Below are 13,609 nucleotides of genomic sequence, written 5' to 3'. Positions count from 1 at the left end.
TGCTGGACTTCCGAACACGCTCCGGATGTGATGCATTCATGCCCATCGCAGCAGATCGGTCCGTGGCAACTCGTCGCGCCTCAGACCTGAGCAAGCATTCCGCCGAAGTGCTGGTGTTCATATCGCAGCGAGCGGAGGCTCACGCGGATTGCGACGTCGTCGTCGTCACCTCACAAGGGGCCGGCACCTGGCCTCGTCGTCATCAATCGGTGCGGCGCTGGGCCTGGACCACGCGACTCGGTTGGGATGCGGGGCTGTGCGGTCGGCGGCGCCCTCGCAGCGCCACCGACCGTCGATCACCCGTTCAGCACGGTGACACCGAGTCCCTACGGTTCCGCGGTGACCGGCGGGGTGAGTCTGAAGGGATCAGGAACCCGACGAGCCCAAGGGCCCGAGCGACCCCGTGGATCCGGACGAGCCCATCGACCCGAGCGAACCCCCGAGGCTGCCCATGGACAGGCTGCCCATCGAATGGACGTTCAGCTCACCACACGCGGCGGGGTCGGTGGCCTCGGACGGCAACGTCGGATCGAGGTCCGACATCTGCTCGCCGTCGTACTCGCCGCTGCCGTTGTGGTCGACCCCGTGCGGGATCACGGACCCCTCGCCGTTGCGGAGGTTGGCGGCCACCTCGTCGGTGACGGTGAACGTCCGCGAGTACGCCTCATCGCCGACGGGATAGCGATCGACCGCGAGCGCGCTGGCCGGGCTGGTGTCGCCCTCGGTGGTCAGCGACACCTGGACCGCGCCGTAGGAGTCGATGGCGTCCGTGGTGCGGAGCGTGCCCTCGAAACCTGTGCCCACCTGGTCGGGACTGGGGCACTGGTTGGTCCCACCGATGTGGATGTGCTGCGCGTGCGGGGCGCCGGCGAGCAGGCCCTGACTCTCGATGCGGACGCTGAGCTCGTTGCCCTCCAATGAGAGCCAGGCGGTGCTCTCGACGCCGGAATCGTTCAGCTCCGTGATGTGGGCCGTGAGGGTGGTGGTGTCGCCGCCGGAGCTTCCTGCACCGAGGCTTCCTGCACCGAGGCTCCCCGCCGTCGCGGGGGCGACCCCGAGCGAGCCGACGAGTGCGGTGGCTGCCAGGACCGGCAGAGTTCTTCTGGTCATCGTGCAGATATGCGTCCTTTCGACCCAAAGGCCCCGAGCGGTTGAACAGCTGCTGAGGACGGTGCCGGAAGTGATTTGCGACACAGTGCCGGGCGGATGGGAACACGTGGGACACCCGCGTTCTAGCCCGGGTGTCCGGCTTCGCGGGGCACGCGAAGCGCCCACTTGGGTAGGTTGGTGGCCCGACCAGCCCGCGCCCCAACCCAGGAGGCAGTTCCAGCGTGCAGATATCCACAGCAGACACGACCACCACTGCGGCGGACAGGAGTTCGCTGGCGACCCAGGACGGCAACGAGTCCCGCCGCGACCCCTCCAAGGGGTATGTGGCGCTGCTCGGCTGGGCGCCCAACGCGGTCGACGCGGTGGACCGGTTCGACCGACGCTACGTCGTGGTGGCCCCGGACTGGGCCGAGGACTACTGCCGGCAGCACAACATCCCGTTCGTCCCGTGGAACTTCGAGCGGCTCAACGACCGGTCCATGGAGATCGCCGAGACCCTCAAGGACATGGGCGTCGACGTGGCGATCCCGCTGTTCGAGGAGACCGTGGAGTGGGCGGGCGCCATCAACTCCATGCTCATGGACAACCCCACCCTGTACGGCCAGTCGCTGCTGCTGCGCGACAAGGCGCTGATGAAGCGCCGCGCCCAGCTCGGCGGGATCCGCGTGGGGATCTTCGAGGAGGCCCACGAGCGCGACGACGTGATCCGCTTTCTCAAGCGCGTCAACCAGACCCTGCTCAAGCTCGACGGCGACCCCAACGACCCCATCCACCTCAAGGCCTTCGACAAGGCCGGCTGCCTGGGGCACCGTGTCATCCGCACCCCGGACGAGGTCGACACGATCCCCGACGAGGAGTTCCCGGTCCTCATGGAGTCCCACCTCGACGGCTGGGAGTTCGCGGTCGAGGCCTGGATTCACAACGGGAAGATCGTCTTTCTCAACATCTCCGAGTACGTGACCCTCGGCTACTCAGTGTTCGTGCCGGCCTCGCCCGAATTGGAGCGCTACCGCCCGGAGATCACGCGGCAGATCGAGAAGCTCATCAAGACCTTCGACATCAAGTTCGGGTTCGTGCACCCCGAGTACTTCGTCACCAGCGACGGCGAGATGTACTTCGGCGAGGTGGCCTACCGCCCGCCGGGGTTCAAGGTCTTCGAACTGCTCGAGCGCGCCTACGGGTTCAACGCCTACCAGGGCCTGGTCCTCGCGTTCGACCCCAAGACCACCGAGGACGAGATCACCTCGTTCTTCCCGCGCGAGGTTGTCGACGCCACCGGGCACGCCGGCTGCTTCGGCGTCTACCCGCGGCGGCGTGTGGTCTCCACTCTCGAGATCCCGGAGGAGACCGAAGACCACGAGTACTTCGAGTCCCACGAGCTCACCGCACCGCTCGAGGAGACGGTCACCAAGCGGACCGCCTTCGGCACCCACTGGGGGCTGGTCTACTTCTTCGGCGACGACGCCTATGAGATGCGGACCCTCCTGGCGCGCCAGGAGGAACTCGACTTCTACGTCTGACGGCCACCGGTCCGACGACGTGGGTACGGTACCGAAGGCGGGCACCGGCGCCCGTGGATGTGGAGAGTGACACCAAGTGGCCGACCATGAGCCAGTGGCCGACGATGCGCGGGTCACCGACGACATGCGGGTGGTCGACGACGTGCCCGCCGCGACGAGAGTGCTCGACAAGCGGGTGGCCTCGCTCGTCGACGCGACCAGGGCCCTCGCCGACGCTGGGGACGTCGGTAAGTCGACGCCGAAGCGGCGCGTGCTCGACGGCCTGCGCCTGGTCCTGCTCCAGGACGGCGGCGCCGCGGCCGTGCAGTCGATGGCCCGGGACCTCGAGGCCGCAGGCGTGTTCGAGGGCACGGACTGGGCCTCGCCGAGTTCACTGGTCCCGGCGCTGAGCACGGGCTCGCTCCGCAGCCCCAACGCCGACACGGCCGTGATGGAGATCGTCAGCGACCTACGCCTGGTCGCGGTGGCCCAGAGTGACTACGCGCACCCAGACGTGACCGCCGAACAGGCCCTCCAGCACCTCAAGGAGGTCCTGGCCACCAACGCCGCGTTGCTGTTCACCGCGGCCACCGAGGCCGAACGGGTGCAGCAGGGCCGGATGGCCAAGGTGACGCGCACCTCGCTCACGCACATCGCCGAGTCGATCGGCTACGACAGCGTCCTGGACCAGCTGGTGGAGGAGATCTGGCGGATCCTGCGCCAACGCCCGATCCAAGTCGACCACATCAAGGAGACCATCACGCAGATCGCGGTGGCACGCCATGACCCCGAGGTGGACACCAGCAGCGGGGGCTTCGGCGTCGACCGGCTGATCAGCAGCATCTACGGCACCACCGAGGCGAGCCGGGAGGACCCCGGGGTGGAGGTCTACCGCTCCCGCCTGGAGTCCATGGACGAGGGGGCCTTGCAGTACGAGGCCGCCGGGTTCGCGCGGTCCATGCACGATACGGGCCTGGTCTCGGCGTACCACCCCGTCCTCTTGCGGTTCCTCCGCGAGAAGGGCAGCTTCCTGCTCAGCGAGGCCCTCGGCCTGTCGAGCACCGGTCGCGAGAGCCTGCTGTGCTTCCACGGACTCGTCGATGCGCTGATCGACGCGGCCGTCCATCCCGAGACCGCGCAGTCGGTCTACGGGCTGGCGTTGCTGCTCGAGCGCGGCATCCTGTTCCAGCCGGCGGTCGGGCCCGCACTGTGGCGCCTGCTGGCTCTACGGCTGTCCGATTACGCTGACGAACGCCTGGCGCTGGCCTACGGACCGGCTCGGCCGGGACGGATCTGGCTGCTGGCCGGGACCCTGTCGATGCTCGGCCAGCCGCTCGGCGTGGGGCAGGGCGACAACCCCACCTGCCAGTCCGCCCGCGCGCTGTCCATGTGGGCGTACAACGATCCCGACTACTTGCTCCAGACCATCGCGTGGGCGGCGCGGGACAACGAGGTGGTCATGCACTTCGAGGGCCGCCCGCTGTCCTCCCGCGAGCTCGAGGCCGGTCTGGCGGAGACGCTGCCCGTGGACCTGGACCCGGTGTCGCTTCTCGTGGTGCCGCACCTGGACCGCATCTACGCAGAGATGGGCCGGCTGTGCAGCGAGCGCGAGGGCGACCCGCACCGCTGGGTCAACCCCGAGTTCCACGGATGGTGGGCTGCGCGCGGGTTCCGCATCAACGTGGACGTCGAGTCCGGCCGGCTCACCGGTCTCGAGGACTTCCTGCGGCACTTCTACGGCAGCTACCACCCGTTCCACAACGGGAACCAGCCGCTGATCCATCCGCAGCCCGCCGGCGTCGCCGTCACCGACAGCTCGGGCCGGTTCGTGGGCTGGCACGCCATCACCATCCTGCGGGCCGCGCTGGACCCGGACGAGACCATGCGCGTCTACTTCTTCAACCCCAACAACGACAGTGGCCAGGACTGGGGCAATGACGTGGTGGTGAGCACCGCCGGCAACGGGGAGCGGTTCGGCGAGTCGTCGCTGCCGTTCGAGGAGTTCGCCTCGCGGTTGTACATCTTCCACTTCGACGCCCTGGAGCCCGGCGAGACCGAGACCGTCTCCGCCGAGGAGATCGCCCGGGTGACCGACCTGATCCACGGGAGCTGGGGCGCGGACCGGTTGCCCGAGATCTGAGGCTCCTGCGGCTCACGGTGCTGGTGTGAGCCGTCGAGCTCCCCGGGCCGTCCGCCCGACTCCTGGGCTGTACGCCCCGGCGGCGTGCTCCCAGACTTGCGTGTCCGGAATGGACCATTCCGGGCGCGCGAGTGGGGTGAGGGCGTGCAGAGAGGGCGCGTGAGCCGAAGCGGGCGCGCAACCCCCGCGGTTGGGGCGTGCAAAGCGGGCGCGGAAGCCGAAGCGGGCGCGCAGGCCCGCGCTCATGCGTGGCCGATCGTGCCCTGCCCGCTCATCACCCCGTGCTCACCGCGAACCCCGTGTCGCCCCAGCGGCAACATGAGCGGCCGGCCGGAGGTGGGGTCGGGGATCACCACGGAATCGAGCCCGAAGACCGCGCTCACCATCTCGGTGGTGAACACCTCCTGGGGAGCGCCCGCGCAGTGCACGCGCCCGTCGGCCAGCGCCACGAGGTGATCGGCGTAGCGGGCGGCCAGGTTGAGGTCGTGCAGGACCATGACGATGGTCGTGCCGCGGTCGCGGTTGAGGTCCACCAGCAGGTCCAGCACCTCCACCTGGTGCGCCACGTCGAGGAACGTGGTGGGCTCGTCGAGCAGCAGCAGGTCGGTGTGCTGGGCCAGGGCCATGGCAATCCAGACGCGCTGGCGCTGACCGCCGGACAACTCGTCCACGGCCCGGTCGGCCAGTTCGAGGGTGCCGGTGGCCTCGAGTGCTGCGGCCACGGCCTCGTCGTCGTCCCTGCTCCACCTCGAGAGCATCCCCTGATGGGGGTTGCGCCCGCGGCCCACCAGGTCGGAGACGGTGATCCCCTCCGGCGCGAGCGGGGACTGGGGGAGTAGTCCGAGCGTGCGGGCGAGCTTCTTGGCGGGGATGTGGTGCACCTGTTCGCCGTCCAGGAGCACCTGACCGCCGCGGGGCTTGAGCAGCCGGGACATCGACCGCAGCAGCGTGGACTTGCCGCACGCGTTGGCCCCGACGATCGCGGTGATCCGGCCCGGCGGGACCTGCAGGTCCAGGTCGTGGATGACGGTGCGGTCGCGGTAGCCCAGGTCGAGGCCGGTCGCGTGGAGGGTGTGGTCGGTGGTCACAGTGAGCCTCCGGTGCGGTTGGTGCGGGCGATCAGGTAGATGAGGTACGGCGCGCCGAGCACCCCGGTGATCACGCCCACCGGGTAGCGGGAGCCGAAAGCGTACTGGCCCACCAGGTCCGCGCCGAGCACGAGGATCACGCCGACCAGCGCCGCCGGCACGAGCGGCGAGCCGTGCGGACCCACGAGTCGCGCGGCGATGGGCCCGGACAGGAACGCCACGAAGGCGATGGGTCCGGCGGCCGCGGTGGCGAAGGCGATGAGGCCGACGGCGGCCACGATCAGCATGATCCGGGTGAGTTCGGTGCGCACCCCGAGGGCGGAGGCGGTGTCGTCGCCCAGCCGAAGCATGGACAGGTCGCGGGACTTGAGCAGCAGCACCGGGGCGAACACCAGGCACGCCACCAGCACGGGCTGTACCTGGGACCACGAGGCACCGTTGAGGCTGCCGGTGATCCAGCGCATGGCCTCCTGCAGTTCCCACTGCGGCGCTGTCTTGAGGATGTAGTTGGTGGCCGCGTTGAGCATGGCGGCGGTGCCGATCCCGATCAGCACGAGCCGCGTGCCCACCACCCCGCCGCGGTAGGCCAGTAGATAGATGGCCAGGGCCACGGCGATGCCGGTGACGATCGCGAACACCGAGACCTGCGCGCCGCCCAGGCCCAGCACCACGATCGCGAACGCCGCCGCCGCGCTGGCGCCGGAGCTGATGCCGATGATGTCCGGGGAGGCCAGCGGGTTACGCAGCATGGTCTGGAAGGTCACGCCGCCGATGCCGAAGCAGACGCCGGTGAGCACCGCCAGCACCGCGCGGGGCAGGCGCAGCCGCCCGACGGTGAACGAGGCCCCGGCCACGTCGTGGCCCAGGATCACTCCCAGCACGTCGGCCGGGGGATAGAACGTCCTGCCCACCATGAGGCTGGCGGCGAACAGTGCCGCGGCGACCAGGGCGAGCGCGGCCATGACGAGCAGCCGCCGACGCCTGCGGGTGCGGCGACCGCGGGCGATCAGCTCGACGGACGCCGGGCGGGCGGTGGTCAAAGCGCCGGTGGTCAGGGAGCCCGTGGCCGGAGAGTCCGAGGTCGCAGCGGTGCTCGTCGTCGTCATCACACCTCCCGGATCTTCTGGCGGCGGACGATCGCGATGAATATCGGGGCGCCCAGGAGTGCGGTGATGATCCCGACGTCGATCTCCGCCGGCCGGGCCACCACGCGGCCGAGGACGTCGGAGGCGGTGACGAGGATGGCCCCGACGAGCGCGGAGAACGGCAGCAGCCAGCGGTGGTCCACGCCCACGAGCAGGCGGCAGGTGTGGGGGACGATGAGTCCCACGAAGGCGATGGGCCCGGCCACGGCGGTCGCGGCGCCACACAGCAGGACCGAGCCGAGCGCGCCGACGGCCCTGGTCAGGACCACGCGTTCGCCGAGTCCGGCGGCCAGGTCGTCGCCCAGGGCCAGCGAGTTGAGCGGACGGGCGGCGAGGAAGCAGATCAGCGCGCCCACCACGAGGAACGGCAGGACCTGCTCGATGGCCTCGGAGCTGGCCCCGCCCACGCCGCCGACCTGCCACGAGCGCACCCCGCCGGCGATGTCCCCGCGCGGCAGCACCACCGCGCTGATGAACGACGTGGCCGCCGCCGAGGTGGCCGCGCCGGCCAGGACGAGCTTGAGCGGCGTGGCCCCGTCGCGGCCGAGGGACCCGACCGCGTAGACGAACACCGCAGCGATCCCGGCGCCGATGATCGCGGCCCAGATGTACCCGGTGTAGGTCCACAGCCCGAAGTACGCGATCCCCACCACGACGGCCAGCGAGGCGCCCATGGTCACGCCCAGGATGCTCGGGTCCGCGAGCGGGTTGCGCGTCACGCCCTGCATCACCGCGCCGGCCAGTCCGAGCGCGGCGCCGACGAGCATCGCCATGATGGTGCGGGAGATGCGCTTGACCACCGACGCCTCACCGAGGCCGTCGGCGGAGCCGCCCAGGGCGGCGAGGATCTCATCGAGGGAGACCGTGCGGGAGCCGATGGACACCGAGGCGACGATGACGACGACGAGGACCGCGATCGTCACCAGGAGCCACGCCACCCGGACCCGCGCCGGGCGCCGCAGCGTCCTGACTGCGGACGTGGCGGCACCCGGCGCGGACGGGGCGGTGGTGTGGGGACTCACTCGCGGGTGCCGACGGCCTCCGCCAGCTGCGCCACGTAGTCGTCGAGCACCCACGAGATGGCCAGCGGGGTGGGGTTGGCGGCGGTGCCCATCGGGCCGCTGCCGTCGAGGAACACGATCGCGTCGTTCTTGACCGCCGGCATCTGCGAGAGCAGCGGATCGGACTTCAGCGTGTCGACGAGGCTCTGGTCGCCGTAGGTGACGATCAGCTCGACATCGTCGAACTGGTCCAGTTGCTCGGCGCTGATGCTGCCGGAGTACTTGCCGCTCGCCGAGGCCTCGGTGACGGCGGCCGGCGTGGCCAGGCCCAGGTCCTCGAAGAACGCGGCCCGGGTGTCGGCGGCGGTGTAGAAGTTCACCGTGCTCAGGTCGGTCGGGTCGAGGTGGGTGAGGAACATGGTCCGCGTGCCCTCGAGCTCCGGGTGCGCGGCCGTGGCCTCGGCGATCTCGGCGTCGAGCTCCTCGACCAGCGCGTCGCCCTCGGCCTCCATGCCCATACCCATGGAGTTGAAGCGGATGGTGTCGCGCCACGAGGTGGCCCACGCCTCCTCGGGGTAGGCCACGACGGGGGCGATCTCGCTCAGGGTGTCGTAGTCCTCCTGCGTCAACCCGGAGTAGGCCGCCAGGATGACGTCCGGCTCGGTGTCCGCGACGGCCTCGAAGTCGATCCCGTCGGTCTCGTCGAACAGCACGGGGGGCTCCGCGTCGAGCTCCTCGAGTCGCTCCTCCACCCACGGGAGCATGCCGTTGCCGTCGTCGTCACCGAAGGTCGCCGCGGCCATCCCCACCGGGACGACTCCCAGGGCGAGCGGCACCTCGTGGTTGGCCCACGCGACGGTGGCCACCCGCTCGGGCGCCTCCTCGATGGTCGTGGTGCCGAGCGCGTGCTCGATCACCACGGGGAACGACCCGGACCCGCCGGACGCGGCCGCGCCCGTCGACTCGTCGGAGTCGGCGGTCGAACCACACGCGGACAGCACGAGGGCGGCCGTGGTGGCGATCAGGAAGGGGACAACACCGCGAGAACGCATCAGGGCGGCTCTCTCATTCTGGAGAAGATGAACAGGGCAGGACTCACCCGGGCGCCGCGTCGACGTGTCCGACGCGGCTGACCATTAGGTGAGGCTGGCCTAAGACCTTACGACCGCACGACGGTGCGGCGCAATCGCTCGATCAGGACGCGGGATATCGCGGATCGGACAGGCTCGCGGTCGCCGGGGCCTCTCCGGCCCGGGTGCCTACCGGTGCTGCGCTCCCTGCCGCTTGGCGGACATGCGGACCCAGCCGCTTGGCGGACATGCGGACCCGTCTGGCGGACATATCGCGCGCTGTAGCCCATTCCTCTCGCGAATCCTGTCCGCCTACTGAGGGGATTGGTCCGCCAACCGAGTGTGGCCCGAGGCGAGGGCGGAGAGGGTGGCGTGGCCGGGGGCGGAGAGGGTGGCCGGGCGGAATTGCCCCGGGGTGAGCCCGGTGGTCCGCCGGAAGGCCGCCCCGAACGCACTCGCCGAGCGGTAGCCCACGCGCTCGGCCACCTCGTCGACCGGTACGCCACTGCCCAACAGGACCGATGCGTGCTGGGCGCGGAAAGCCGCCTGCCACGCGCCGAAGCTCAGTCCCGTCTCGGCCCGGAACGCCCGGGTCATGGTCCGTTCGCTCACCCCGAGCCGCGCCGCCCACTCGGTGAGCGACCGGTCGTCACCGGGGTGGGACTCGAGGGCCGTGACGATCGGGCGCAGCAGCTCGGAGTCCGGCCGCTGCACCAGCAGCGCGTGGGGTGAGGGTTCGAGGAGGTCGAACACCATCTGCTCGGTGAGCTCCCGCGACCGGGCCGCCAGGGTCTGGTCGACCAGGCGCTCGAGCAGCAGGGTGAGCAGCGGGGTCACCTCCACCGCGACGGGCTCGGTCGGCAGCGGCGAGTCGGTGCGGACGTCGACGTGCGCGGTCCGGTACCAGGTGCCCGCCGGGGTGGCCGCGGAGTGGAGCACGCCCGCCGGGATCCACAGCCCGACAGAGGGGGTGATGGACCACGTGCGCGCCCCGATGGTGACGGTGGACGCCCCCGACCTGTTCCACAGCAGTTCGTGGGTGGGGTGGGAGTGCGGCTCCCATTCGATGTCGCGGGCCACCAGCTCGTCCATGCCGGTGATAGCGAACGGCATCACCGCGTCGCCCGCCGCGTAGATCGGCAGGGTGCGCGTCTCCACGTCGCCCCGTCGCGCGGTGCTGGTCCCGGTCATGAATCGATTCTGCCCCACCGGCTCGCCGGACCGCTGATCCGACCGCCCCGTAATGGTGGTCACATCAGCAAGTCTGTCGGGGATACTGGCGTACAGTGCGGGAGTTCCCGTGCAGGCGCTGACGCCTCGCCGGGTTTACCTTTTGTCTCGACCCGTAATGTCTAAGGATTCCCGTGACCACTGAGTCATCCTCTGCTGCATCGTCTACCGCCCATCCCGATCCCACCCAGCCCGACCCCACCCAGCCCGGCCCCACCCAGCCCGGCCCGGCATTGGGCTCGCCGCCGCTGCCCGCCGCCACCACGCGGCTGATCGCGCTGCTCGTGGCCGCGGCGTTCGTGGTGATCCTCAACGAGACCATCATGTCGGTCGCGATCCCCGAGCTGATGGGGGAGTTCGCCGTCGCCGCGGCCACCGCGCAGTGGCTCACCACCGCGTTCATGCTCACCATGGCTGTGGTCATCCCGTTCACCGGGTGGATGCTCATGCGGCTGCCGCTGCGGACGGTGTTCATCATCGCCATGACGACCTTCACCCTCGGCACCCTCCTGGCGTCGCTGGCCCCGGTGTTCGTGGTCCTGGTCGCCGGCCGGGTGGTGCAGGCCGTGGGCACCGCGATCATGATCCCGCTGCTCATGACCACCGTGCTCAATGTGGTGCCCGCGGACCGTCGCGGCCGCACCATGGGCGTGATCTCCATCGTGATCGCCGTGGCCCCGGCCATCGGCCCCACTGTCGGTGGTCTGGTGCTCGACGTGCTGAGCTGGCGCTGGATGTTCTGGTTCGTCCTGCCCATCGGCCTCCTCGCATTGGTGGCCGGCGCCGCGCTCATCCGCAACGTCACCGCCACCCGCCCGATCCCGCTCGACATCCTCTCCGGCATCCTCTCGGCGGTCGGCTTCGCTGGCCTGATCTTCGGTTTGAGTTCCTTCGGCGAAGCCGCCAACGACAACGCACTGGTGTCCCCGTGGGTGCCCGTGCTCGTGGGCGTGGCCGCACTGGCGGTGTTCGTCTGGCGGCAGCTCTCGCTCAAGGACTACGCGCTCCTCGACGTGCGCGCCTTCACGTACCGCACCTTCACCGTCAGCCTCACGCTCATGCTGCTGTCCATGATGGCGCTGTTCGGCACCCTCATCCTGCTTCCGCTGTACATGCAGCAGATCCTGGGGACCACCACCCTCGAGTCCGGCCTCGCGCTGCTGCCCGGCGGTCTGCTCATGGGTGTGCTCGGCTGGTTCGTCGGCAGGCTCTTCGACCGCATCGGTCCGCGCCCGCTGATCATCCCGGGCTCGATTCTGGCGGCCGCCGGCCTGTGGGGCATGTACCTGTTCTTCTCCGCCGAGTCGTCGCTGGCGACCGTCGTGGTGTGGCACATGATCCTCAGCGTGGGCCTGGCGCTGCTGTTCTCGCCGCTGCTCACCTCGGCGCTGGGATCCCTGCCGCCGCATCTCTACCCGCACGGCTCCGCGCTGCTCAACACGCTCCAGCAGGTCGCCGCCGCGGCCGGCACGGCGCTGTTCATCACCGTCATGACGCTGGGCATCGTGGCCGGCGCCGAGTCCGGACAGGGCGACGTGGCCGCGCAGATGACCGGCGTCCACAACGCGCTGGTGGTGGGTGCGATCATCTCGCTCATCACCGTGGTGGGCGCGTGGTTCGTCCGCAACACCGCGCAGACCGAGGGGCCGGCGGTAGCGGCCGACGCCGAGGAGTCCGTCTCGCCGTAGCAGGCGGGGCGCCTCCTCGGCGGCAGCGCCATCCCGGTCTCGCCTAGGAGTGACCCACGTCATATCCTTAGCGACGTGAAGATCGATCTGACGGTCCTGGCGATCCCCGGTTTCATCGCGGCGATGGCGGCCGAGTACGCGTGGCAGTCCCGCAATCCGGCGGAGGGGGAGCGGGCCGGCGACTACGAGTTCGCCGACACCATGGCCAGCCTCTCGATGGGCGTGGGCAGCCTCGTGGCCCCGTACGTCGCGGGCAGGCTGCTCGCCCCGGTCACCCCCCGGACCGGCCGGTACGCCAAGGCGCTGATGGGTCTGTCGCTCGCGGCCGCGGCGGTGGCCACGGCCGGGGACGTGTGGCGGCGCACCCGGACCACGGGGTTGCTCGAGGCGGGCGCGGTGCCGTCGCGGGTGGCGTCGGGTGTGGGCGCGAGACCGGGCAACGACGACGACGAGTTCCCCGTCTCTCACCCGTCGCCCGTCGCGGGGTCCGCGCACGTGCCCGCCGTGGGAAGAGTGCAGGTGCCCACGAGTGAGGCTGTCCAGGTGCCGCCCGCGCTACGACGCATCACCGGCGGGTCGGCGGTTACGGCGCTGGCCTCGGCGGTCGTCACGGTCTCGACGTTGTGGAGCGCGGAGACGGCCGGATCCAAGCTCTTCCGGTTCTCCCCGCTCGACCTCGGCACGGGACCGCTCGCCTACGCGGTGGCGATCCTGGGGTGGGACTTCATCTACTACTGGAACCACCGCTTCGACCACGAGAGCCGCTGGTTGTGGGCAATGCACGTGGTGCATCACTCCAGCGAGCGCTACAACCTCTCCACCGCCCTGCGCCAGCCGGTGGCCGAGGCGTTGACGATCTATGTGCCCTACGGGCTGCTCTCGCTGCTGGGCGTGCGGCCGGCGCTGGTGCAGGACGCGCGCGCGATCAACCTGATCTACCAGTTCTGGATCCACACCGCGGTGATCCGGTCCATCGGGCCGTTCGAGCGGGTCTTCAACTCGCCCGCTCACCACCGAGTGCACCACGGCAGCAATCGCGAGTACCTGGACCGGAATCACGGCAGCATCCTCATCCTGTGGGACCGCCTCTTCGGCACCTTCGAGCCCGAGGGGCAGAAGGTCGTCTACGGGCTGACCACCAACATCGACACGTTCAACCCGGCGCGGATCGCCTCGCACGAGTGGATCGCGATCGCCCGAGACGTGTTCCGCTCCGAGACGTGGACGGACCGGGTCGGGTACCTGGTGCGCGGGCCGGGATGGGCGGGGGCGCGACGGGCGTAGTGTCGCTGACCTGGGGTGCCCTGCGCGGGCCGTTCAGGGCACCGCAGGTCAGAGAGTGTGATCCCGCGGGAGGCGCCTGAGGGAAGAGTTCTTCGATCGTTGGTGTTCCCCCAACGCCCCCGCAACCGGACCACTTTCTGATGGTGAGCCGTATCGCCCCGGGCCGCGTACGGTCCCGAGCGGTAACGGGTGCCCGGTAAGGTCCGATTTCGCAAGTAAGGCACCGCACTCGAGTTCATAAAGGAGCGACATCGTGTTTCCCATCGGCTCGATCGAGAATCCGCTGCGCTATCTCTTCGGCCCTGGTCCTGGTGAGGCGTCCTGTCTGGCGCTGACACCCGAGTGCATGGGGCT

The 13,609-nt window shown here is 70.0% G+C and carries 10 protein-coding genes; 4 read left to right on the top strand and 6 right to left on the bottom strand.

The genetic code is table 11. The features are described 5' to 3' along the window. Nucleotides 1–366 precede the first annotated feature (366 nt). A complete protein-coding gene (locus H483_RS23965; RefSeq protein WP_017835799.1) occupies nt 367–1,110 on the bottom strand; it encodes a hypothetical protein in 744 nt (247 codons plus the stop codon). A gap of 221 nt (nt 1,111–1,331) precedes the next feature. On the opposite strand from H483_RS23965, the gene H483_RS23960 reads away from it, so the two are divergent. Then, entirely contained in the window at nt 1,332–2,630 is a 1,299-nt protein-coding gene (locus H483_RS23960) for an acetyl-CoA carboxylase biotin carboxylase subunit family protein (protein WP_017835798.1), read from the top strand. Nucleotides 2,631–2,754: 124 nt separating this feature from the next. Further along, nucleotides 2,755–4,749 carry a hypothetical protein gene (locus H483_RS23955; protein ID WP_031264549.1) on the top strand — a complete coding sequence of 665 codons (1,995 nt, stop codon included), beginning with the start codon at nt 2,755–2,757 and terminating at the stop codon, nt 4,747–4,749. A gap of 242 nt (nt 4,750–4,991) precedes the next feature. Here H483_RS23955 and H483_RS23950 read toward each other — a convergent pair whose 3' ends face one another. The 5 genes from H483_RS23950 to H483_RS23930 all read right to left on the bottom strand — a co-directional run bounded on the left by H483_RS23950 (nt 4,992) and on the right by H483_RS23930 (nt 10,244). Then, nucleotides 4,992–5,837, bottom strand: a complete 846-nt coding sequence (locus H483_RS23950; RefSeq protein WP_017835796.1) for an ABC transporter ATP-binding protein — start codon at nt 5,835–5,837, stop codon at nt 4,992–4,994. Continuing rightward, complete coding sequence (locus H483_RS23945; protein ID WP_017835795.1) at nt 5,834–6,943, bottom strand: iron chelate uptake ABC transporter family permease subunit; 1,110 nt, start codon at nt 6,941–6,943, stop codon at nt 5,834–5,836. The genes H483_RS23950 and H483_RS23945 overlap by 4 nt, the downstream gene beginning before the upstream one ends. Then, complete coding sequence (locus H483_RS23940) at nt 6,943–7,944, bottom strand: iron ABC transporter permease (protein WP_042328962.1); 1,002 nt, start codon at nt 7,942–7,944, stop codon at nt 6,943–6,945. Before H483_RS23940 ends, H483_RS23945 begins: the two co-directional genes overlap by 1 nt. A 56-nt stretch (nt 7,945–8,000) precedes the next feature. Continuing rightward, nucleotides 8,001–9,035 (bottom strand): iron-siderophore ABC transporter substrate-binding protein, encoded by a 1,035-nt coding sequence (locus H483_RS23935; protein WP_017835793.1) that lies wholly within the window; start codon nt 9,033–9,035, stop codon nt 8,001–8,003. 330 nt (nt 9,036–9,365) lie between these two features. After that, nucleotides 9,366–10,244 carry an AraC family transcriptional regulator gene (locus H483_RS23930; RefSeq protein WP_081615089.1) on the bottom strand — a complete coding sequence of 293 codons (879 nt, stop codon included), beginning with the start codon at nt 10,242–10,244 and terminating at the stop codon, nt 9,366–9,368. A 173-nt stretch (nt 10,245–10,417) separates the two neighbouring features. On the opposite strand from H483_RS23930, the gene H483_RS23925 reads away from it, so the two are divergent. Next, a complete protein-coding gene (locus tag H483_RS23925) occupies nt 10,418–11,971 on the top strand; it encodes an MDR family MFS transporter (RefSeq protein ID WP_017835791.1) in 1,554 nt (517 codons plus the stop codon). Between the two features lie 75 nt (nt 11,972–12,046). Further along, nucleotides 12,047–13,255, top strand: a complete 1,209-nt coding sequence (locus H483_RS23920) for a sterol desaturase family protein (RefSeq protein ID WP_017835790.1) — start codon at nt 12,047–12,049, stop codon at nt 13,253–13,255. The last annotated feature ends 354 nt before the right edge of the window (nt 13,256–13,609 follow it).

Source organism: Dietzia sp. UCD-THP, from assembly GCF_000349585.1.
Classification (GTDB): Bacteria; Actinomycetota; Actinomycetes; order Mycobacteriales; family Mycobacteriaceae; genus Dietzia; species Dietzia natronolimnaea_A.
This window is presented reverse-complemented; position numbering and strand designations above follow the sequence as displayed.